Here is a 22,507-nt window from a genome sequence, read left to right on the forward strand (position 1 = left end):
CGGGGAGGGAACTGCTGGGAGGAGTGAGAGCCAGGCTGGGGCCGTTGGGGCGGTTCTCGACAGGACACTGGGTGATGCTGGTGGCGGGCCTCGTCGCGGTGGTTCTGAACTTCGCCTATCTCCGCTCGCAGCAGAACACCATCGATGTTGCCGTTGCAGCCGAGGACATTCCGGCCGGTGCCCGCCTTGTTACGGAGATGGTGCGGTTCACACCGGTGCACGCGCAGAACGACGTCGAGGATCGGATGGTGGGAACCGGTGAGCTGGACGGCCTCATCGGCATGGTGGTTGCCCGTTCCATCCCGTCGGGGACGCTGCTGTCCAGACGCGATTTCGTGATGCTTTCGTCGACCGTGCGAGCAATGAGCATTCCGGTGGATCCTGAGCATGCCGTCGGAGGTGCTCTGCGACCAGGAGACCGTGTCGATGTCCTTCAGTCGGCGGACGGTATCGCCCGGTACGTTCTCGTCGGGGCCGAGGTGCTGATGGTCAGCGATGGGAGTGGCGGAGCGCTCGGTGGCGCCGGCCGCTACGCGGTCACGGTGGCCCTGGATGCCGAATCGGCACTCGAAGTCGCCGCTGCCCTGTCCGAAGGAACGCTCGACCTCGTGCGTTCAACGGGCGCGGCACCGCCTTCCGTTCTGGTCTATCCGCCGGATGACGAGCCGTGAACACAGACCCGGCGGTCGCTCTCGTGCTGTCCCCGAGGGACTGGGCGACTCGTTTGCATCGTCACGCCGCCGACCATGGTGGTGTGCGCGTGAAAGTCCGCGTCCTGCGCCCGGAGGAGGCCACGAGTGGCGACTTTGAAGTGCTGGTGGTCGATGACACGACGTCATTCCTGAGTCGGCGGCTCGTCGACGAGATGCACGGTGGCGGCCGCAAGGTGCTCGGTGTCTACGACGAAGAAGAGTTCGCCGAGGGCCGCGAGCGACTTCTGGAGATGGGCGCAGACGCCGTCATCGGCGCGCATGCGACAACCGAGGAATTCGTTCGCCAGATCGCCGCGATGCGATCCGGAGTGGTGACGCGCGCTGCGCGCGTGGTCGCGCAGCATGCAGTGTCCGGCGACATCGTGGTGGTGGGCGGGCCGTTTGGAGGCACCGGTGCCACCGAGATAGCGATCGGCATTGCAGGGCGGCTCCAGGTTGGCGGATCGCGGACGCTCCTCGTCGATGCCGACGATCTCGCTCCGTCGATTGCCCAACGGCTCGGCCTGCCGCTCGTACCGAATCTGAGAACCCTCGTTGACCACTCTCGGCACGGCGAGGACATTGGAGGCGACATCGACGACAGCGCCGGATTTGGGGTTGTCTGTGGGATTCCCAATCCTCGCGACTGGTTCGAACTCCGTCCGGCGGATGTCGTCGCCGCCGTCGAGGATCTGGCGAAGACCGCGGACTGTGTGGTCCTCGATGTCAGTTCGGGAGTCGAGCGACTTCCCGGTGATGGCCGGTACCGGCTCGCGAGAAGGCTCATCTCGATGGCGGGTATTCTGATCGGTGTCGGCGTTCCCACACCGCTCGGTGTGTCCCGGCTGCTGGATTGGGTGGCCGAGGCGAAGGTGCTGAACGAGCACGCTCGGTTGCTCTTGGTCGTCAACAGAACTCCGAGAGGAGCGTTTCTGCGGAGCGAGGTCGCCCGAGAGATCGAGCGGGTCTTCGAACCGTCGGTACTGAGGTTCTTGCCGATGGACCGGCGCGTTGAACAGGCGTCTTGGGCCGGGGGTCTCGTGCGAAAGGGAGCGTTCAGCCGTGGCGTGGCAGCCTTGGCCGCCGACGCGCCGCTGATCGGGAGTGCGGGATGAGTGCCTACGACGACATTCGTTCCGCCGCGGTTCAGATCATTGAGCGACGGAAGCTCGACGTTCAGGCCGAGCGCGAGCTGACGCGCGCCGCTGTGACCGAGGCAGTCGGGACCTACCAGCGACAGGCCGATCATGGTGGAAGCAAGGCCTTGCTCGATCCTGCAGAGATGATCGAGCGAGTCTTTCACGCCGTCGCAGACTTCGGCCCGCTCACCGACATACTGACCGATCCCGGGGTCGAAGAGATCTTCATCGAAGGTGACCGGGTGTCCTCCATCGACGGCGATGGGAGGTTGCACGCGCTGAGCCGTCCAACCACCGAAGAGGAGAACCGGCGGGTGGTCGACCGGCTCCTTGCGGACACCGATCGTCATCTCGACGTAGCGAATCCGATCGTGCAAGCGAGGGTCCTACGAGACTCGGCCCGATTGACCGCAGTCATGCCGCCGATCGCCGATCGCCTCTCGGTCACGATCCGCAGGTATGCGCTGCGCAGAGAGACCCTCGCGTCACTGGTCGAACTCGGCTCGATGACACCGCCGGCAGCCGGGTTCCTGTGGGCCGCGACACAGGCAAAGTCGAGCATCATCGTCTCCGGGCCTCCCGGAGCGGGCAAGACCTCCATGCTCGCCGCGTTGATCGCTGCCATTCCGCCGGGAGACTGCCTGCGAAGCTGCGAAGAGGTTCGCGAGTTACATGTCCCGATCGTTCACGGCTCGTACTACGAGGCCCGGCCGCCGTCTCTCGACGGGTCGGGGGCGATCGCGCTGCGAGATCTCGTGAAGATCATTTTGGCGATGCGGCCGGATCGCATCGTCGTCGGGGAAGTTCGTGGTGCCGAAGCCTTCGAACTCACCCGGGCGGTCAACGCAGGCTGCGCGTTCTCCTGCACGGTGCATGCCAACTCTGCACGTGAGGCGCTCTCCGCTCTCGTCAACGCGGCACTGATGGCGGGAGAGAACGTCACCGAATCAGTCGTTCGTAACGTCTTCGCCTCTTCCATCGACTTCGTCGTGCACCTCGACAGGGACGCGTCGGTGCGGTCGGACCGTGGCCTCCGACGACAAGTCATGGAAGTGCTCTCCGTCGTTCCATCGCTCCACGACGATTTCACGACGGAACCGATCTTTCTCCGGGACGATCTGGGCGGGCCGCTCGAATGGACCGGGGCGTTCCCACCCGACGATCTCACGAGGCGCATCCAGCGGTCCCTTCCAGAGGGCATGACGCTGCGTGCGATCTTCGAGGGGAGACGGTCTCCGCTGTGATCCTGCTTGCCGCCCTTGCCACCGGCACGTTCGTCGTGCTGGTCGTCGCCGCGCTCGGGGGAGTGACCCCGGTCCGCTCCCGCCGCAAAGCCGGTCATCTCACCAGGACGAGGCTGTGGCTCACCCAGGCCGGGGTCGACCTCGCGCCGTTCTCGTTCATGGGTGCGATCGCTGCGTTCGGTTTCGTTGCGTTGGCCGTGTTCATAGCGGCCACGAGAAGTCCGATCGTCGCCGTGTTCCCGGCGATCGCCGTGGCGTCGTTGCCGGTGCTCTCGGTGTCGCGTCGTAGGGCCCGCCGCATGGAAGAGGTGCATGGGGCGTGGCCGGACGGACTGAGGGACCTCGTCGCGTCGGTTGCCTCGGGCATGTCACTCGCGCGCGCTCTCGATCGACTCTCCGAGCGAGGGCCGGTTCCACTGCGGGCTGCGTTTGCGGGATTCCCGCTCATGGCGCGAACGGTCGGGGTCGTCGCTGCACTCGAGATCGTCAAGGCCGAGCTGGCCGATCCGACGTCGGATCGTGTGCTGGAGGTGCTCATACTCGCCCAAGAACGTGGAGGCTCTGCCGTCTCCGAGATTCTGGAGGATCTTGCCGAGGCCGCCACTCGCGATCTGTGGGCGCTGGAAGAGATCAGGACCGAATCGCTCGAGCAGAAGATCAATGCCCGTGCCGTGTTCGTGCTGCCGTGGCTGGTCTTGGTGGCCCTCACGTTGCGCGAGGGAGCATTTCGGGACTTCTACCGGAGCCCGGCGGGCATCCTCGTGGTGACCGTCGGGGCGGCGCTGAGCGCCCTCGGGATGTGGCTGGTCGCCCGTCTCGGGCGTGAACCTGACGAGCCGAGGGTCTTCGCCCCCGCAGGAGGTGCCCAGTGATCGCGTTGGGTGTTGCCCTGTGCACGGGGATCGCGGCGGTTGCAGCAGTGTCTCTGGTCGTGAAGCCGATGCCCCGGCTCGGCCCGCGGGTCCGTCCCTACAGTGTTGCGAGCACCGTCAGTCTCGGGGGAACGCCGGAACTGGGTCGGGCCAACCAGGCTTCGGTTGCCAGGATCCTCAAGATGATGCTCGAAGGAGCGGGCCGGCGACTCGGCCGGATCGTGGACGGCTCGAGCGAACTCGAGATGCGACGCAAGCTACGCCAGGCGGGCCTGTTCCCGACCGTCGATGAGGAACGCCGGCTTGCCGAGTACCGGCTGCGCCAACTGTTTTCCACCGCGCTGGCCACCGGTGCCGCGTTCCTCGGAGCAACGGTGGTGGGGCTCGATACGGGTGCTGCTCTGGCCATGGGAGGCCTGGGGTTCATCGTGGGAGCGACTCGCTGGAGGGGTCGTCTCGGCAAGGCGATCGAAGACCGCAAGATGCGTCTGCGGATCGAGGTGTACACGATCAACCAGTTGCTCTCCATGCGGGTGAGAGTGGGCGGTGGAGTCGTCCAGGCCGTCCAGTACGTCGTCTCACGAGGCGTGGGGGCAATGGCCGGGGAACTCGCCGAGGCCTTGCGACTTCACCGCAGCGGCGTGCCGGCGTCGGAGGCACTTGCACGTATCGCACACTCGACGCCGGAGCCGCACGCAGCGAGAACGTACTGGCTGTTGTCGGCGGCCGAGGAGCGCGGAACGGATCTGGCGGGCGCCCTTTTGGCCCTCGGGGAAGACGTCCGGGAAGCACGGCGAGAAGCCATCAGGCGTGCTGCGACGAAGCGACGCGCCGCAATGTTGATTCCGACCATCGCAATTCTTGCACCAATCATGCTGCTGTTCGTGGCGGCACCGCTGCCGAGCATCGTGTTCGGCGGCCTCTAGGGAAGGGGTATTCATGCAACTGATCATGGAGATGATCCATCGGGACGAGAGGGGTCTGAACACTGCCGAGCTCCTCGGGAACGCGGCACTGGCGATCATCGCGTTGATTGCCATCTGGGCCGCACTCCAGGCGCTCGGGCTGGACATCGTTGCATGGATTCGCGCGCAGCTGCTCGGCTGACGGCGCGCGCAATCGATGGGATGAGCCGTGGGCGGAGGCCGAGACGCTCACTCCGGGGTGCGGTTGATGTTCCCGGTCGCGGGCACCGGTGCGCGACGCAGCAGCGAGGTGGTGGGCAGGGTGTGCTGAAGGCGGTGTGTGACCGGTCGTGCGGCTTCGCGACCCCGCAGTTCGTTCTCGCCGCCGGGGTTGCGCTGATGTTCTTCGTCTTCATGGCGAACATGATCGTTTTTCAGTACGGCAAGGGAGTTGTCCGAGGTGCGCTCAACGAAGGGGTGAGGGCCGGCGCCCGGTCGGGAGCCGGACTCGGGGATTGCGAACGGGCTCTTGCAGACACGCTTGGCGACCTGCTCGGAGGAACCATGGGAGAGGGGGTCGATGCGTGGTGTGCGACCGACGGGGTGCTGGTGAGCGCCGACGCGGACGTGACGTTTCGCTCGTGGATTCCCGGAGTGCCCGACTGGTCGTTCACCGTGTCGGCACAGAGCGTCAAGGAGCCTGTGCCGTGAAGGATCGCGGATCTGCGCCTCTGGAACTGGCTGCAGCCGTCGGCCTCCTGCTCGTTCCTGCCGTCTTGCTCGTCCTGAGTTTCGCGCCGTGGGTGGAGCGTCAGATGATGGCGCGTGAGATCGCCCGGAACGCCGCTCGCACCGCCGCCGTCACCGCGGAGCTTGCCGACACCGAAGATCTGGTCAGCCGCGCCGCCCTCAACTATGGCGTCGATCGTGAGGATGTCGCCGTGGCCCTCAGCGGGAATGTCGGACGCGGCGGGCTCGTCACGGCAACGGTGGATGTCCGCATGCCGGCAATCGTCATTCCCGGAGTCGGTGAGTTCGGATCGGTGACCTGGTCCGTTCACCACACCGAACAGGTGGATCTGTACCGGAGCTTCCCGTGAGCAGGGACCGTGGATCGATCACGATCTGGGTGCTGGGCCTCGTCATCATGGTGATGGCGCTCGGGGGGCTGTCGCTGGACTTGTGGCGGGGACTGGTCGTGCGAAAGGCGGTCGCCGCCGTAGCGGATGCCGCAGCGGTTGCCGGCGCATCCGGTATCGATGAAACGGCGTGGCGCAACGGGGTACTGCGCCTCGATGCCTCGAAAGCCCGTGCACTTGCCGATCGGGTCATCGCCGCCGAGTCGAATGCTGCGTCGTTGCGTTGGCGGGTGCAGGTCGTCTCGGACGAGATCACCGTGACCGTGGAGCGCGACGTAGACCTGACCCTGCTCAAGATCATGGCTCCCGGCGACGAACCGCTCCTGGTTCGCGTGCACGCCACGGCCCACCCCCAACGCGGAAGCTGACGGATAGCTACCAGCGGCCGGCTTTGGAGTTCCCCCTTGGCCTCAAGTGATCTTCGCGAGGGATGTTGCCAACCCCGAGGGACCCGTCCTACTCGGCGATGGATCCTGGGCCGTTACCGAGATGGATCTTGGCTCCATCACGGAGTTCAGTGCCGACGGATCCGTACGCTGGACGGTCGCCAAGACGGGCCGGCCCAACGGACTGGCCCTTGACACCGATGGCAACCTGTGGGTGGCAGAGTCGGAGGATCAGGCCCTGCTGCGCGTGAGTCCCAATGGTGAAATCACAACCATTGCCAGAGGACCTTCCGATCTGCCGTTCCTGTGGCCCAATGACCTGTGCTTCGGGCCGGACGGTGCTCTCTACATGACCGACTCAGGCGTGCCGCTGGCTGCGTTCGAAGGGATCGACCCGCCCGAGGCAGCGTACGACGTCTCGGTGGACGGCCGCGTATACCGCATCGATCCCGTATCGGGCGAGTGCGAGGTACTCGACCGCGGCCTGCAGTTTGCCAACGGCATTGCCTGGGGCCCGGGCGGTCACCAGCTCTATGTGTCGGAGACGCTGACCGGCAACATCTATCGGTACAAGTTGGAGGGAGCTCGCCTGGTTGGCGAACGGAACCTGTTCGCCAATGTGATGCGCAGTGCGCCCAAGTCGTACGGGCGCACTGCAGGTCCAGACGGCATGGCCTTTGACGAAGAAGGGCGCCTCTACGTCACGGTACTCGGCCAGGGAGACATCGCCGTTGTTGAGACCGAGGGGGACGTCCGGCATTACCTGGAGGTCCCGGGCGACCTCCCGACCAACGTGGCGTTTGCCGGGGCAGGGGAACGTCGGTTGCTGCTTACCGAGGGGTCTTTTGGCCAGCTCGTCATGGTCGAGGTGCCGGCCCCGCGTCTGGACTTGTTCGATGGAAACACGACTGGGGCGGTGCCTGCCTCGCACGACGAAGGAGAGATCAGATGACGGTGTCCATCCGGTTCCTGGGAACCGCAGCTTTCGAGATCATCACCGCTAACGGCAAGCGGGTTCTCATCGATCCATATCTCGACGACAACGGGGTCAGCCCCTACAAGGTGGAAGACCTGGAACACGTCGACTTACTACTCGTCACCCACGCCGCCTACGACCACTTGGGCGATGCGTACGAGATCATGCGCAGGTTGCCTGATCTGCCGCTGATCTGTGGTGCGGATGTGCGTGGCTATCTGATGCACAGGGGGATCGAAGGCGAACGGTTGCTCGCCATCCCGTGGGGGATGATGACTGAAGGCGCAGGCATCGAGGTTCGCCCCGTCTACTCGCGCCACTGGTCGTACATCCAGGCCGAGGACGGCAAGGTCTTTTCCAGCATCCCTCTCGGTTTCATCGTCTATGCCGGTGAGGGTCAGCGGATCTACCACGCCGGGGACACGACGATATACGGCGACATGAAACTGTACGGGGATCTATACCGGCCCACCGTCGGCCTCATCAACGTGGGTGTTCCCGGCGACCATCGCGGAGCCAAGCACGGCATCAAGGTCTACCTCACAGGTGAGATGACTGCAGAAGAGGCTGCACTGGCCTGCAACTGGCTCGGACTTGACTATGCCATCCCCTGCCATCATGACGATCCGGATCTTCCGGAAATAAAGAGATTCAACGAGTTGCTCACCGCTGCCCGAGAAAAGAATCCCGACGCTCCCAAGCCGGTCATTCTGACGCCAGGTGAGTGGCTGACGCTGGAGCCGGCGCGGTAACCGAACCATGGACCAGATCACGACAGCACTGGTCGGTTGCGGCAAAGCAGGTGAGATCCATGCCTCGGCCCTGCGCGATCTCCCCACATCACGGTTTCGCGCCGTGTGTGACCGCGACAAAGACAGCGCCGAGGCATTCGCCGAACGCTTCGGAGTGCGCGCCTACGGCGACGTCGCCGAGATGGTGAGTGAAGAACAGGTACAGGCCGTATGCGTAGCCACACCCCATCGTGCCCATGCGGCGCCGGCCATCTCAGCAGCCACGGCTGGAGCCCACGTCCTTGTGGAGAAACCTTTGGCCGTCACCCTCGCCGACTGTGACGAGGTGATCGCGAGCGCCAGAGCCGCAGACGTCAAGCTTGGTGTCATCAGCCAGCGGCGCCTCTACGAACCGGTGCAGCGGGTCAAGAGGGCAATCGATGAGGGGAAGATCGGGCGCCCGGTGCTTGGAACCGTAGTGATGCTCGGATGGCGAGACGACGAGTACTTCGCATCGGATCCTTGGCGCGGAACTTGGCGGGGGGAAGGGGGCGGTGTCCTCGTCAACCAGGCTCCTCATCAGCTCGACCTGCTTCAGTGGTTCATGGGACCGATCGACGAGGTGTATGGCTACTGGGGCAATCTGAACCACCCCAGAGTGGAGGTGGAAGACACCGCAGTCGCGGTGCTGCGATTCCGCAACGGTGGGATGGGCTCTGTCGTCGTGAGCAACTCCCAGAAGCCGGGGTTGTACGGCAAGGTGCATGTGCACGGCGAGAACGGTGCTTCGGTCGGCGTACAGACCGACGGTGGTGCCATGTTCATCGCCGGGGTGACCGAGATCCTCGGACCCCCTATCACCGACCTCTGGACGGTGCCGGGTGAAGAAGACCAACTTGAGCACTGGCAGGCCGAAGACCGACAAGACTTCATGAAGGCGGATCCGATCAAGCACTATCACCGAATCCAGATCCAGGACTTCCTTAGCGCTGTGATTGAGGATCGTGAACCGTTGGTCACCGGGCTCGAAGGGCGAAAGACCGTGGAGCTATTCACTGCGATCTATCGCTCACAGGAGATCCGCGGGCCCGTCGCATTCCCGGTGATGCAATGAGCATGCCGCGCTCACGGGCAGTCCTTGTCATGGGCGTGGCCGGAAGCGGGAAGACGACGATCGGGAGGGCCGTGGCCGCAGTCCTCGGGTGGACGTTCTACGACGGAGACGACCACCACCCACCAGGAAACGTCGCCAAGATGGCATCCGGTGTGCCGCTGACCGACGAGGACCGCGCTCCATGGCTCGCTTCCCTTCACGACCTAATTTCGGATAGCCTCCGTCGTGGCGAGCCGGTCGTGGTCGCCTGCTCGGCACTGAAGGCGGCGTACCGGGATCAGCTCCTCGAAGGAACCGACGCCATGGTGGTGTACCTCCGCGGCGACCGTCATCTCATCCGACATCGCATGGAGAACCGACACGGTCACTACATGGACCCGGGCATGCTTGACAGCCAACTGGACGCCCTCGAGGAACCGGATAAGGCGGTCGTCTTCGATGTCGCCGGGTCCGTAGATACGATCGTTGACACAGTCATCGCTGGAATCTTCTCCCAGTTGTTGCCACCGGCCGAAGGAAGGTAGTGGAATGGCGCTGTGGAACGACATCTTCGAGCAACCAGGGACGCTGGAGCGGGTCGTCAGCCAGAACTGGGAGACTGCTGAACAGGTCGCCGAAACCTGGCGGAGAGCGAAGATCGACCAAGTCGTAGTGGCAGCCCGCGGAACGTCGGACAACGCCGCACGTTACGCACAATACGTCTGGGGAGCACGGAATCGTCTCTCGGTCTGCCTCGCCGCACCGTCCCTCTACAGCCTGTATAACAGTCCTCCGGCGCTGGGGAACGCGATCGTGGTTGGGATCTCACAATCGGGGCAGTCCCCGGACATTACCGCGGTGCTCATCGAAGCCCGGCGCCAACACAGGCCAACCCTCGCAATCACCAACAACGCTTCGTCGCCTCTTGCAGAACACGCTGATCATGTCATCTTGCTGCGCGCCGGGTCGGAGGAGGCGGTTGCCGCGACCAAGACGTACACAGCCGAGTTGGCCGCCGTGTTGCTGCTCTCGGCCGCACTCAACGACGAGGCAGGGATGGAACATGAGCTGGTCGCTCTACCATCCCACGTCGAGTACCTGCTTGATCAATCGGATGACATTGCCGAGATGGCTCGCGCACGCTCATCACTGGAACATTGCGCCGTACTTGGCCGTGGCTTCAACTACGCGACGGCGTTCGAGTGGGCGCTCAAGCTACAGGAGTTGGCGTATGTGTTGGCCCAGCCTTTCTCGGTTGCCGATTTCCTCCACGGTCCGTTGGCCCTCGTAGAACCAGGCCTTTCAATCCTGGCAGTAGCACCGTCTGGTCCCCCCCATGACGACTATCACGCCCTGTTGGAGGCGCTCGTCAGGGGGCAGAGGGCGGACCTTGTGGTTATCAGCGATGTGGAAGCGACACTAGAACTGGCAGCATCGTTCATACGCCTCCCAGTGAATGTCCCGGAGTGGATCACACCGATCCCCGCGATCGTTGGCGGCCAGCTTTTCGCCTACCATCTCACAGTGGCAAAAGGCCTGGACCCGGAACGACCCCGGGGTCTCAGCAAAGTGACCAGAACCTGGTGACGGCCGTGGAGTATCACCCAGAGGGCAGCGCAGACATCGCTTCGCCGTGCGCCAAGCAGATTAGGGAGTTGCGGCTCTTTGACGCGGTCATCAGGCGAGACTCGATATGACGCGTTTGGCTGCTTCGGATACTCCGTCCAGTTTCGACGCGCAGGGATCCGTCCGCATCTGTGTGGTTGGGAGCGTCAACCTCGACCTTGTCGCCAGTTGCTCCCATCTGCCCACACCAGGTGAGACCGTAGGTGAGGCGATCTTCAGCCGTCATCCGGGTGGAAAGGGGGCCAATCAGGCACTCGCGGCGCGTCGGCAGGGCGCAGATGTCACCCTTGTTGCTGCGGTCGGCGATGACGCTCTTGCCGAGGAAGCGCTGGAACTCCTTCGAGAGGGCTGCGTCGATCTGTCGCGACTGACCACAGTGACAGGTCGGTCCACAGGTGTCGCCCTGATCGTGGTAGATGAGAGAGGCGAGAACCAAATCGTGGTTGCTCCGGGTGCCAACCATGATCTTGGACCCGGCGACGTTGATGCCCAGGGGTTCGACGCGGTCCTGTGCCAACTCGAGATACGAGACGATACGGTCCTCGAAGCAGCCCGTCAGAGCACGGCCCTGTTCTGCCTCAACGCTGCACCGGCTCGACCTTTTCCAGAGCCACTTCTTGAGCGGGCAGATCTGATCGTCGTGAATGAGATCGAACAGCACAGCCTGAAGAGTCAGCTTGACAGCTACGGGGGGCTGTTAGTTGTTACCCATGGCGCACGAGGAGCTGAGGCATTCCGCAGGGACGAGCGCGTGGTCGCTGCCCATCCGCCACGCGTTGACGCTATCGACACGGTAGGGGCTGGAGACGCGTTCTGTGGCACGCTGGTCGTTGAACTGGCACAAGGACGGACTATCGAACATGCGCTCAGCCGAGCTTGTACCGCGGGGGCGATCGCAGCCACCAGACTCGGTGCGCAGCCATCACTGCCGACATCGACCGACCTCGATATCCAATATTGAAACCAGAGACCCAGCCCCGTCGGTGGGGAACGGATCGCTTCCCATTGCGAATCGCAATGCGCCTCGGCCTCAAAGACCATCCGCACCGCCCGATCACGCATCTCTGCCGGGTACTTCCCCGGTCTCCGCTGCTCTGTCATAGCTCGATCTTCGCAAGGTCAGGAGCCTGCGCACTAGCCGGGGAGGTTCACAGTGGGCGACGTCGACTGTGATGTCGCCAGGAGCCAGGGAGCTGAACTCGTCCGACCCGAGGTTCTCCACGATCAACAGCGGCCCCCCAAGCCGGACCACCCGATGCAGCTCTCGCAGTCCTGGTTCAGGGTCCCAGTTCCGTGACAAGAAACAGGCCCAGGTCGCGTACGCCGCATCGAAAGCTCCGTCTGCGAAGGGCAGATGCCCAGTTTCAGCATGGACCCAATTCAGGCGCCTATCAGTCCAGAGCATGCCTCTGGCAGGCTCAACCGGGCACACTTTGCGGCTCGGGGTCGTCAGGCGCTCGGCCACAAATCCATCCCCGGCTCCAATGTCAACGACCCTGGCTTCCACTGGGAACGTTCCGGCGAGCGCCTCGATCACGAGCCCGGATCTATCCATCGCACGCCGCTCGATCGCGAACAAGTCCGGGCGCTGTACTCCGTAGAACGGGATTACGGCCACGCGGACGATCACATACAGGCCTCAAGTAACCAGTAGCCAGCAGGAAGCTGGCCGCCGGCCGCCGGCCGCTTCCCGTCGGCTCGCCTTGTTGAAGCCGACGGAACGAGGCATAATCACGGTTCTACCTCTTCTTTCAAGGAGCTACGTCATGCAAGTCACGCTGCGCGCCGAAACAGGGCGCGAGCGAGGGAGTCGGTCCTCACGGCGGCTGCGGCGCCAGGGCATGGTCCCCGCCGTTGTCTACGGCAAGAACCTGGAGCCCATCGCGATCGCCGTAAACGCCCGCGAGCTGTACTCGGTGCTGCACTCGGATGCGGGCCTCAACGCGCTCATCAACCTCGAGATCGAAGACGACGCCTCCCATCTGACCATGGCTCGTGAGCTGCAACGGCATCCTGTCCGCGGTGAGATCACGCATATGGACTTCGTGACGATCTCGCTGACGGAGAAGACACGGGTCGAAGTCGGCATCGAGCTGACGGGCGAGTCCGTGGGCGTCGTGGAGGGCGGCATCGTCGAGACGATTCGCAACAGCGTCGAAGTCGAGGCCCTGCCGACCGAGATTCCACAGTCGATCGTCGTGGATATCTCGGAGATGACGATCGGCGACACGTTGCGCATCTCCGACCTTCCCGTCATCGAAGGCGCCGAGTATCTCGACGACCCGGACGACCCGGTCGTCACGATCGTCGTTCCTGCGGCAGTTGTCGCCGAAGAGGCCGAAGAGGGCGAGGAACTCGAAGAGGGCGAGGAACTCGAAGAGGGCGAAGAGGGCGAAGAGCCGGAAGGCGAGTAGCCGTCCCCATGAAGGTGATCGTCGGCCTTCGCAACCCGGAGCGCCGCTACGACGGGACCAGACACAACGTCGGAGGCGAGGTCGTCGAGGCCATCGCGGAGCGACGGAACTTCCGTCTCCGTCGCGGCCCGCGGCGCGTTGCTGCTTCCGTGGCCCAGGGGAGTATCGATGGGGTCGACGTGATCCTGGCTCTTCCCCGCGTCTCGATGAACGTTTCGGGACCGGCGGTCGCGTCGGTCCTGCGCTACTACGGTGCGAGCACCGACGATCTCCTCGTCATTCACGACGACATCGATCTTCCGTTCGGACGACTTCGCCTGCACCACGGGAGAGGGACGGGCGGCCACAACGGGGTGCGCTCGATCGTCGCCGCCGTGGGCAGCCGGGACTTCTACCGACTGAAGATCGGGATCGGACGTCCGCCGGGGCGTATGGACCCTGCCGCATTCGTATTGCAGAGATTCGACAAAGACGAACGTCCCGAGATCGACCTGCTCGTCACTGATGCAGCGGACGTCGTCGAGCAGTACCTCGTCGATCCCGAGGGCGCCGTGCAGGCCGCCGGTCGACGACGGCCGGAGGATCCTCGGTAGGGTGACGGCGAAGGAGGTCGGATTGTTCGTCGCCGCCATCGATCAGGGAACAACGAGTAGCCGCTGCATGGTCTTTGACCGGGCCGGAACGGTCATCTCGTCTGCACAGAAGGAACATCAACAGATCTTCCCGAGGCCGGGATGGGTCGAGCACGACGCATCCGAGATCTGGGATCGCACGGTCGGGGTCATCGAAGACGCCCTTTCGGCCGGCGGTCTCATCACGTCGGACCTGGCGGCGGTCGGGATCACCAACCAACGCGAAACGACCGTCCTGTGGGACAGAGCCACCGGAATGCCGGTCCACAACGCGATCGTGTGGCAGGACACACGGACCGCGGAACTCTGTGGCCGCCTTGGTGGGCAAGACGGGCCCGACCGATTCCGGTCCCGCACCGGATTGCCCATCGCCACCTACTTCTCGGGCCCGAAGATCGCATGGCTGCTGGACCAGTCGGCCGAGTTGAGGGCTCGCGCCGAATCCGGCGATGTGCTGTTCGGGACCATGGACTCGTGGCTGCTCTGGAAGCTCACCGGTGTGCACGCGACCGACGTCACCAACGCAAGCCGGACCTTGCTGATGAACCTGGAGACACTCCAGTGGGACGAGACCCTGCTCGCAGAGATGGGTATTCCGCGTGCGATGCTTCCCGAGATCCGATCCTCTGTCGGCGTGTTCGGGACGGCAGAAGGTCCCCTTCGGGGAGTTCCCGTCGCCGGGATTCTCGGAGATCAGCAGGCAGCTCTGTTCGGACAGACGTGTTTCGACCCGGGCGACGCCAAGAACACGTACGGAACCGGCTGCTTCATGCTGATGAACACGGGCGAGCGGCCGGTGCCGTCCGAGAACGGTCTGCTCACCACCGTCGGCTACCGCATCGGGTCGGAGCCCGCCGTGTACGCGCTGGAGGGCTCGATCGCCGTGGCCGGCGCCCTCGTCCAATGGCTGCGGGACAATCTCGGCATGATCGAGCAGTCCGACGATATCGAGGCATTGGCCAAGACGGTGCCCGACAACGGGGACGTGTACTTCGTCCCGGCGTTCAGCGGGCTGTTCGCCCCCCGCTGGCGTGCCGACGCACGAGGAGTGATCGTCGGACTCACCCGGTTCGCTACCTCGGGACACGTCGCGCGGGCAGCGCTCGAGGCGACGGCATTTCAGACCCGGGAAGTGCTCGACGCGATGCGCGCAGATTCCGGTGTGCGGTTGAGAGAGCTCAAAGTCGACGGCGGTATGGTCGTCGACGAGTTGCTGATGCAGTTCCAGGCCGACGTCCTGGGGGTGCCCGTGATCCGGCCGGAGGTCGCAGAGACGACGGCGCTCGGCGCCGCCTATGCGGCCGGGCTGGCCGTCGGGTACTGGGGCGGACTGGAGGATTTGCGGGCGAACTGGGGCGAGGGTTCGCGATGGACACCGGCGATGGGCCAGGAACGGCGTGACGCGCTGTACGCACGATGGAACCAGGCGGTCGAGAGAACGCTCGGGTGGGTGCCGGCTGGTAGCCTCGAAAGAGCGGCAAAGGAGTAGGAGCAGCATGAAGATCGTGGTTGGCTTTATCAAGACCCCGGAGGGCGAGGCGGCGCTACAGGCGGCAATCGATGAGGCCAAGTTGCGCAACGGTGGACTGGTCGTGGTGCATTCGATGATGGGTGGCGACCATGAGAAAGCAGAGCAGGTGCTCGCGTATCGGGAGGAACTCGACGAAGTCGAGGCACGTCTCGACAAGGAAGGCATTGCCCACAGCGTCCATGAATACGTGCGGGGGTTGTCACCCTCGGAAGATCTCATCAAGGCTGCCGACGATGAGGGCGCCGGCCTGATCGTGATCGGACTGCGGAAGCGTTCAGCAGTAGGAAAGCTGCTCCTGGGCAGCAACGCCCAGGAGATTCTCCTCGGCGCCCATTGCCCGGTGCTGGCCGTCAAAGCGAGATACTGAGTACCTCGCACTCCGTACTCCGTACCTGGTACCGGGTACGGAGTACCTGCGTCGTCTGATCATCGAGAACAAGGAGCCTCCATGCCCTATCGGACCATCATCGAACCGTTCCGGATCCACAGTGTTCAGGCGATCAACTTCCCGACCCGTGAGGAACGCGAAGCCGCGCTGCAGCGCGCCGGCTACAACCTGTTCGGGCTGCGTGGCGACGAGGTGATCATCGATCTCCTGACCGATTCGGGGACCGGTGCGATGTCCTCACGCCAGTGGGCGGGGATGATGGACGGCGACGAGTCCTACGCCGGGAGTCGCTCCTTCTACCGTTTCCGAGACGTCATCACCGAAATCACCGGCTTCTCCGAGATCATCCCGACCCATCAGGGGCGGGCATCCGAGCGCATCCTGTTCAGCACGATGGTCGGGCCGGGCGATGTCGTGCCGAACAACACACATTTCGACACGACGAGGGCGAACATCGAGCATCAGGGCGCCGAAGCCAGGGATCTGCTCAACGCCGAAGGGCACGATCCAACGGTCGTTGCGCCGTTCAAGGGCAACATGGACATCGAGGCGCTCGAAGCCACTATCCAAGAGGTCGGCGCCGAGCGCATCCCGATGGTGATGGTCACGGTCACCAACAACTCCGGTGGCGGACAGCCGGTGTCGCTCGCGAACCTGCGGGCCGTGCGTGAGGTGTGCGACCGCCACGGGATCCGTTTCTTCCTCGATGCCTGCCGCTTCGCCGAGAACGCCTGGTTCATCAAACAGCGCGAAGAAGGGTACGCCGACAAGACACCTCTGGAGATCGCACAGGAGATGTTCTCGATCGTCGACGGCTGCACGATGTCGGCGAAGAAGGACGGCCTCGCCAACATCGGCGGTTTCATCGGACTGCGCGATCCCGACCTGGCGCAGGAGGCGCGCAACCTGCTGATCCTCACCGAAGGGTTCCCCACGTACGGCGGCTTGGCCGGGTACGACCTCGAGGCGATTGCGATCGGACTCCAGGAAGTCCTCGACGAGGAGTACCTGCGGTATCGGATTCGTTCGACCGCGTATCTCGCAGAGAAGGTGCGTGCGGCCGGTGTACCGATCGTTCGGCCACCGGGAGGTCATGCCGTCTACCTCGACGCCAAGGCGTTCCTGCCGCACATCCCAGCGAGCGCCTATCCGGCGCAGGCGCTGGCGATCGAGCTGTATCGCGACGGCGGCGTCAGAGGCGTGGAGATCGGCTCGGTCATGTTCGGCAAGCCACAGGCGGATGGGACCGAGATCCCGTCGGACTTGGAGTTGGTGCGACTCGCCGTACCGCGTCGGACCTACACCCAGAGCCACATCGACTACGTCGGCGAAGTGGTGATCTCCGTCGCGGAGCATGCCGAGAGGATACGCGGGTACAAGATCGTCGAGCAGGCGCCGTGGCTGCGTCACTTCACCGCCCGCTTCGAACCCCTTTAACCCGTTCTCGTGACGGTCGGGTGGGATCATTCCCGGCGGCTTCACGAGAACGCAAGGATGTAGCATCGCGTCGAGAGAAGGAGAACCCGTGTCACTACCCGACCTGCTTGGTGTCATCCGAATCTTGATGACCCCAGTGGTGATGGCACTGGTCCTCACCGACAGTCGAGCCGGGTTCCTCATCGCCGCAGCGCTGTTCGTGATCGCAGCGTTCACTGATTTCCTCGACGGGTATTTCGCCAGACGGTGGGACATCGGGACCGTTCTCGGCGCCTTCCTCGACTCGACCGCCGACAAGCTGCTGGTCACCGGCACGCTCCTGGCGCTGATCGCCGTCGATCGCGTGTCGGTGTGGGCGGCGCTGATCATTATCGCCAGGGAGATCATCGTGATGACGCTGCGTGGTGTCGTCGCGATCGAAGGTGAACTCGTCAGGCCGTCGATCTGGGGCAAGGCAAAGGCGAACGTGCAGTACATCGCCATCGTGCTCGCCATGCTTCGTCTCTTCGAGCCGTTGGGGCCGCTGTTCCTCGACGAATGGGTGATGTGGGTGGCGGTGCTTCTGACGCTCGCCTCGGGCTTGGGCTACCTGCAGGCGTTCCGCTCCGTTGTCGGGAGGGTCGATCGGTGAGCGTGTTCGTGACCGGCGGCTCCGGCGTCGTCGGTCGTGAAGTCGTCCGACTGCTCATCGCCGGTGGAAGGGACGTTCGGGCGCTGGCCCGATCCGACGCATCGGCCGGCGTTGTCGATGGCCTCGGCGCCCGGACGATCCGGGGAGACATACTCGACTATCCGGGCCTCGTGAACGCGATGCGCGGATCGGAAACGGTCTTCCACGTTGCAGGGATGAACACCATGTGCGTCCGGGATCGGGAACCGATGCGGATCGTGAACGTCGACGGCACCCGCAACGCGATTCGCGCCGCGGCGGCCGCAGGAGTGCGAAGGGTGGTGTACACCTCATCGGCGGTGACTCTCGGTGAACGCAAGGGGGAGACGGGCTCCGAGTCGAGCCGCCATCGCGGATGGTTCCTGTCCGCATACGAACGTACGAAGTTCGAGGCCGAAAGAGTCGCGCTGGGCGAGCGCAACGGTGTCGAAGTGGTCGCCGTCAACCCCTCATCGGTGCAGGGGCCGGGGCGCGTCACCGGCACCGGCCGTCTGCTGCTTGCTCTTCTCAACGGCAGGCTCCCGTTCATCATCAACACCCGAATCAGCCTCGTGGACATCACCGACTGTGCACGAGGCCATCTGCTCGCCGAGACCGAAGGAGCGTCCGGTGAGCGATACGTGCTGTCGGGGTTCACGATGTCCATGGAGGATGCGGTGTGCATACTCGGCGACGTGGCCGGTGTTCGACTTCGTGTACGCACGGTGCCCGCGTCGTTGGCGAGTCTGGCCGGCCTGGCGACCGAGGCCGTCGGTCGGCTTCGGAAACGGACGCCGGTGTTCTGCACGGAGATGGCGCGCGTCATCCGGTTCGGACATGCGTACGACGGATCCAGGGCGACACGAGAGCTTGGTCTTCGCTACACCACGCCGCACGACACCATCGCCAGAACGGTCGCGTGGTACCGCGAGAACGGCTATCTGTAACCAGTTTCCGGTCGGCAGCCCCAATCCATTGGTTCTCGTCAATGCTGGCAGCAAATAGTACTGCCAGCATTGACGAGAACAGAGGAAGAGTGGCGGCCACCCGACTGGGAGGCTGAACCGTCGCTGGGGGGCATTGCGAAGTATGACTCGGTTCAGTTCTGGGGACTCGGATGGCCGCCAAGCGATACGGTACCCGACAAGTGCTCCGTCGCGGTGGAAATCCGAGCCGACGAAACCCGGATACGGTCTCGCTACCCTGTCTCAAACGATGCCGGCGCCACTCACACCTCTCGTACGCGCTTGGCGCCCCGAACTCATGCCTCCGGTCCCCGGCCGAGTCGCGGTGGCGGTGGCTGGGCGCGCCTTCATGCTCGCCGGGCTTGCCTCGCGTGCCTCCGGTCCGGTGCTCGCTCTGGTGCCGGGAGAACGAGAGGCTGAAGAACTCGCAGACGACCTCGGCCTCTTCACCGAGCACGTCGTGCTCCTCCCCGCGTGGGAGACCCTCCCCTTCGAGCATGTCTCCCCGAATGAAGAGACGATGGCGAGACGGTCGCAGGCTCGCCACACCCTGATCCACGGGACACGCGGGGCCGTCATCATCGCCTCGGCGCGAGCCGCTGCGCAGCGGCTCAGTCCTTCACCCGTCGCCCCGATCGTCGCCCGTGCCGGTGATGACCTGCCGTTCGACCAGCTCGTCGCCGACCTGGGTGCTGTGGGCTACCTGCGGGTGGCCCGCGTCGAGGCTCGCGGAGAGTTCACCGTTCGTGGCGGCATCATCGACGTGTTTCCCGCCCAGGGGGGCGTGCCAATCCGTCTCGACTTCTGGGGAGATCACGTAGAGAGCGTGCGAACGTTCTCGGTGTCGTCGCAGCGTTCGGAGCGCGACGCGGACGAGCTCGTCGCATTTCCGTGCCGAGAGGTGCGTCCGGACGGAGACATGGTCGCGCTCGCAGCCAATCTGGTCGGTACCGAGACGTGGGCCGCAGCGACATGGGACCGCATCGCCGAGAGGGTGATCTTCCCCGGAATCGAGTCGTGGCTCCCATGGCTGGCTCCTCAGCGGACCATCCTGTCCGAAATGCCGCCCGGCGGGACCATGGTCGTGTTCGACCCGGTTGCGGTCATGGACCGGGCGAGGGACCTTGCAGCGGAGGAGAGCGACCTTGCAGAGGCGCTCGCGCCGACCTGGGGTCTCAGCGCCCCGGCCGACCATCCGCCGCTCTATCTGCATCTGCCGATCGAGGATCATCGCGCGCTGCTCGCTCCGCCCATCGCCACGGGTCCCGACGACACCGTGATGCGGGTGAGTGGACTCGATGCGACGCCCGGTGATGTCGAGTCCGTGGTCGGGGCGCTCTCCCGGCTCATCGCGTCCGGGACAACCACCGTCGTGGCGATGGACGGTGATGCAGCCGCCGATCGGGTCGCCAGAGTCTTGAGTGCCGGCGGAATCGATCTGCCGCGAAGGGACTGCTTGGAGGTCGCGGAGTCGGCGGTGCTCGGCACGGGGATCCATCACGGGTTCCGCATCGTCGACACCGGCGTCGCCGTGTTCGGGGAGCAATCGATTGCCGGCCGTCGAAGAGCGCACCGCCGAGTCGGCAGGAGGGTTTCTGTCGCCGAGACGGCTACCTTCCGAGATCTACGAGAGGGTGACTACGTCGTGCACTACCGGCACGGCATCGGCAGATTCGAGGGCCTCGTCGCCAAGACGGTCGCAGGTGTTGAGCGCGACTACCTGATCGTTGCCTATGCGGCCGGTGACAAGCTGTACGTGCCGACGGACCAACTGGATGCGATCCGCCGCTACACGGGCGGTGAGAAGCCGAGGGTCTCGAGGATGGGCGGAGCCGACTGGTCGGCGACCAAGGCCAGAGTACGCAAGGCGGTCGCGGCGATCGCCGAGCAGGTCGTCAGCCTGCATCGTGCGAGGGCGACCGCGTCGGGCCACGCCTTCGGCCCCGACGGGCCGTGGCAGCGGGAACTGGATGCAGCGTTCCCATTCGAGGAGACTCCCGATCAGCTGCAGGCGATAGAAGACGTCAAAGCGGACATGCAGTCCGAGCGCCCGATGGACCGGCTCGTCTTTGGCGATGTGGGATTCGGAAAAACGGAGATCGCGGTGCGGGCAGCGTTCCGCGCGGCCACCGGAGGACGCCAGACCGCCGTGCTCTGTCCGACGACGCTGCTTGCACAGCAGCACTTCCAGACCTTCGCCGAACGGTTCGACTCGTTCCCGATACGCGTCGCCATGCTCAGCCGCTTCCTCAGTGCCAGAGAGCAGAAGAGCGTCGTACGCAAACTCGCCACCGGCGAGATCGATGTGGTCATCGGAACACATCGGCTACTCAGCGAAGACATCCACTTCAAGGACCTCGGCCTGCTCGTCGTGGACGAAGAGCAGCGGTTCGGCGTCGGAGCCAAGGATGCGATCAAAGGCCTGCGCGTCGGCGTGGACGTGCTGACGCTGACGGCCACACCGATACCTCGCACCCTCGAGATGGCACTCACCGGCATCCGGGATGTGAGCCACATTCGGACCGCGCCGGAAGACCGCCACCCGATCCTCACCTACGTGGGGCCGCTGGAGGAGCGGTCCGTGTCGGCCGCGATTCGGCGCGAGCTGCTCAGGGAGGGACAGGTCTTCTACGTGCACAACAGGGTGCAGTCGATCGACCGGGCCGTCGCCAGACTTCGCGAGCTGGTTCCGAACGCTCGCTACGCCGTCGCCCACGGGCAGATGAGCGAAGGTCAGCTGGAGCAGGTGATGCTCGATTTCTGGAATCACCGGTACGACGTACTCGTCGCCACCACGATCATCGAGTCGGGTCTCGACCTGCCGATGGTCAACACGTTGCTCGTCGAGCGGGCAGACCTGCTCGGTCTCGCCCAGCTGTACCAGCTCAGAGGAAGGGTCGGGCGGTCCAGTCAGCGGGCGTACGCCTACCTCTTCCATCCGCCGGAGCAGTCTTTGAGCGAGGAGGCACGGCGGCGGCTGCGCTCGATCGGCGAGCACACCGAACTCGGGTCGGGATTCGACGTGGCGCTGCGGGACCTGGAGATCAGGGGGGCCGGAAGCATCCTCGGCGAAGTGCAGTCCGGGCACATCGCCGCCGTCGGCTTCGACCTGTATGCGAGACTCGTCGCAGAAGCGGTCGGGGAGCTCGAAGGGAGGCCGGCGTCTGAAGATCGCCCGGCAGAAGTCCGCATCGAGATCCCCGTCAACGCCTACCTGGCCGAAGAGTTCATCCCCGACCAGGAAGCCCGACTGGAGGCGTACCGTCGTCTCGCCACCGCCACGACCGTGAGTCAGGTGGCCGATGTCGCCGCCGAGTGGAAAGATCGCTACGGGCCATGGCCGGGGGCCGTCGATGCGCTCTTGGCGGTGGCGGAACTACGTGCAGAGGCGCTGCGGATCGGTCTCAGCGAGATCGTCTCACTCGGACGCGAGGTGCGACTCGCCCCGGTCGACCTGTCGATATCACAAGAGGTCAGGCTGCAGCGCATTGCCCCGAAGGCGGTGCTGCGTGCCACCGAGAACGCGCTGTTCCTGCCTTCCCCACCACCCGAGCGGATCGTCGAGACGCTGAGTGCCTTCGTCCGTCAGATGTGGCCCGAGACTCACGACGACACGACCCGGCAGAAGTGAGCTGCTCACTTTCCTGGTTGTCGTCTCCCCTGCCTACTATTCAACAGTCAGAAAGGT

Annotated in this window: 24 protein-coding genes; 23 read left to right on the forward strand and 1 reads right to left on the reverse strand. The window is 64.5% G+C overall.

The features are described from left to right. The first annotated feature begins 23 nt into the window (after positions 1-23). The 15 genes from cpaB (at position 24) to GWP04_02770 (ending at position 11,764) form a co-directional block, all read left to right on the forward strand. Positions 24-671 carry a Flp pilus assembly protein CpaB gene (gene cpaB / locus GWP04_02700; protein ID NIA24459.1) on the forward strand — a complete coding sequence of 216 codons (648 nt, stop codon included), beginning with the start codon at positions 24-26 and terminating at the stop codon, positions 669-671. Between the two features lie 89 nt (positions 672-760). Then, on the forward strand, positions 761-1,807 hold the full coding sequence (locus GWP04_02705; GenBank protein NIA24460.1) for a hypothetical protein: 1,047 nt from the start codon (positions 761-763) through the stop codon (positions 1,805-1,807). Next, positions 1,804-3,075, forward strand: a complete 1,272-nt coding sequence (locus tag GWP04_02710) for a CpaF family protein (GenBank protein ID NIA24461.1) — start codon at positions 1,804-1,806, stop codon at positions 3,073-3,075. Before GWP04_02705 ends, GWP04_02710 begins: the two co-directional genes overlap by 4 nt. Continuing rightward, positions 3,072-3,947, forward strand: coding sequence for a hypothetical protein (locus GWP04_02715; GenBank protein ID NIA24462.1), 876 nt, complete (start codon positions 3,072-3,074; stop codon positions 3,945-3,947). The genes GWP04_02710 and GWP04_02715 overlap by 4 nt, the downstream gene beginning before the upstream one ends. Then, on the forward strand, positions 3,944-4,873 hold the full coding sequence (locus GWP04_02720; protein NIA24463.1) for a hypothetical protein: 930 nt from the start codon (positions 3,944-3,946) through the stop codon (positions 4,871-4,873). Before GWP04_02715 ends, GWP04_02720 begins: the two co-directional genes overlap by 4 nt. Before the next feature lie 13 nt (positions 4,874-4,886). Then, positions 4,887-5,054 carry a hypothetical protein gene (locus GWP04_02725; GenBank protein ID NIA24464.1) on the forward strand — a complete coding sequence of 56 codons (168 nt, stop codon included), beginning with the start codon at positions 4,887-4,889 and terminating at the stop codon, positions 5,052-5,054. A 122-nt stretch (positions 5,055-5,176) separates the two neighbouring features. Next, positions 5,177-5,563 carry a hypothetical protein gene (locus tag GWP04_02730; protein NIA24465.1) on the forward strand — a complete coding sequence of 129 codons (387 nt, stop codon included), beginning with the start codon at positions 5,177-5,179 and terminating at the stop codon, positions 5,561-5,563. Further along, a complete protein-coding gene (locus GWP04_02735; GenBank protein NIA24466.1) occupies positions 5,560-5,952 on the forward strand; it encodes a hypothetical protein in 393 nt (130 codons plus the stop codon). The genes GWP04_02730 and GWP04_02735 overlap by 4 nt, the downstream gene beginning before the upstream one ends. Then, positions 5,949-6,359: a hypothetical protein gene (locus tag GWP04_02740; protein NIA24467.1), complete on the forward strand. Its 411-nt coding sequence runs from the start codon at positions 5,949-5,951 to the stop codon at positions 6,357-6,359. The genes GWP04_02735 and GWP04_02740 overlap by 4 nt, the downstream gene beginning before the upstream one ends. A 46-nt stretch (positions 6,360-6,405) precedes the next feature. Further along, entirely contained in the window at positions 6,406-7,329 is a 924-nt protein-coding gene (locus GWP04_02745; protein NIA24468.1) for an SMP-30/gluconolactonase/LRE family protein, read from the forward strand. Beyond that, the gene (locus GWP04_02750; protein NIA24469.1) at positions 7,326-8,105 is read left to right on the forward strand and encodes an MBL fold metallo-hydrolase; all 780 of its coding nucleotides are present in this window, start codon (positions 7,326-7,328) and stop codon (positions 8,103-8,105) included. Before GWP04_02745 ends, GWP04_02750 begins: the two co-directional genes overlap by 4 nt. Before the next feature lie 7 nt (positions 8,106-8,112). Next, positions 8,113-9,198, forward strand: a complete 1,086-nt coding sequence (locus GWP04_02755; protein ID NIA24470.1) for a Gfo/Idh/MocA family oxidoreductase — start codon at positions 8,113-8,115, stop codon at positions 9,196-9,198. Positions 9,199-9,227: 29 nt separating this feature from the next. Further along, positions 9,228-9,722, forward strand: a complete 495-nt coding sequence (locus tag GWP04_02760; protein ID NIA24471.1) for an AAA family ATPase — start codon at positions 9,228-9,230, stop codon at positions 9,720-9,722. A gap of 4 nt (positions 9,723-9,726) precedes the next feature. Further along, positions 9,727-10,764: an SIS domain-containing protein gene (locus GWP04_02765; GenBank protein NIA24472.1), complete on the forward strand. Its 1,038-nt coding sequence runs from the start codon at positions 9,727-9,729 to the stop codon at positions 10,762-10,764. A gap of 106 nt (positions 10,765-10,870) precedes the next feature. Further along, a complete protein-coding gene (locus GWP04_02770; protein ID NIA24473.1) occupies positions 10,871-11,764 on the forward strand; it encodes a ribokinase in 894 nt (297 codons plus the stop codon). Between the two features lie 93 nt (positions 11,765-11,857). Here the strand turns inward: GWP04_02770 and GWP04_02775 are convergent, their stop codons facing one another. Next, a complete protein-coding gene (locus GWP04_02775; GenBank protein NIA24474.1) occupies positions 11,858-12,358 on the reverse strand; it encodes a methyltransferase domain-containing protein in 501 nt (166 codons plus the stop codon). Between the two features lie 211 nt (positions 12,359-12,569). Here GWP04_02775 and GWP04_02780 point away from each other — a divergent pair, with 211 nt between their 5' ends. From GWP04_02780 to mfd, 8 genes are all read left to right on the forward strand, one after another. Continuing rightward, positions 12,570-13,217, forward strand: coding sequence for a 50S ribosomal protein L25 (locus tag GWP04_02780; protein ID NIA24475.1), 648 nt, complete (start codon positions 12,570-12,572; stop codon positions 13,215-13,217). Positions 13,218-13,225: 8 nt separating this feature from the next. Then, a complete protein-coding gene (locus tag GWP04_02785) occupies positions 13,226-13,810 on the forward strand; it encodes an aminoacyl-tRNA hydrolase (GenBank protein NIA24476.1) in 585 nt (194 codons plus the stop codon). Further along, a complete protein-coding gene (gene glpK, locus GWP04_02790; protein ID NIA24477.1) occupies positions 13,722-15,338 on the forward strand; it encodes a glycerol kinase GlpK in 1,617 nt (538 codons plus the stop codon). The genes GWP04_02785 and glpK overlap by 89 nt, the downstream gene beginning before the upstream one ends. A 7-nt stretch (positions 15,339-15,345) precedes the next feature. Further along, positions 15,346-15,747 (forward strand): universal stress protein, encoded by a 402-nt coding sequence (locus GWP04_02795; protein NIA24478.1) that lies wholly within the window; start codon positions 15,346-15,348, stop codon positions 15,745-15,747. Positions 15,748-15,828: 81 nt separating this feature from the next. Beyond that, positions 15,829-17,205 (forward strand): tryptophanase, encoded by a 1,377-nt coding sequence (locus GWP04_02800; GenBank protein ID NIA24479.1) that lies wholly within the window; start codon positions 15,829-15,831, stop codon positions 17,203-17,205. A gap of 88 nt (positions 17,206-17,293) precedes the next feature. Then, entirely contained in the window at positions 17,294-17,836 is a 543-nt protein-coding gene (gene pgsA / locus GWP04_02805; GenBank protein NIA24480.1) for a CDP-diacylglycerol--glycerol-3-phosphate 3-phosphatidyltransferase, read from the forward strand. Further along, positions 17,833-18,801, forward strand: coding sequence for an NAD-dependent epimerase/dehydratase family protein (locus GWP04_02810; protein ID NIA24481.1), 969 nt, complete (start codon positions 17,833-17,835; stop codon positions 18,799-18,801). The genes pgsA and GWP04_02810 overlap by 4 nt, the downstream gene beginning before the upstream one ends. 268 nt (positions 18,802-19,069) lie before the next feature. Further along, positions 19,070-22,450: a transcription-repair coupling factor gene (gene mfd, locus GWP04_02815; GenBank protein NIA24482.1), complete on the forward strand. Its 3,381-nt coding sequence runs from the start codon at positions 19,070-19,072 to the stop codon at positions 22,448-22,450. Positions 22,451-22,507 lie beyond the last annotated feature (57 nt).

The organism is Gammaproteobacteria bacterium (genome assembly GCA_011682695.1).
Taxonomy (GTDB): Bacteria; Actinomycetota; Acidimicrobiia; order Spongiisociales; family UBA4744; genus BMS3Bbin01.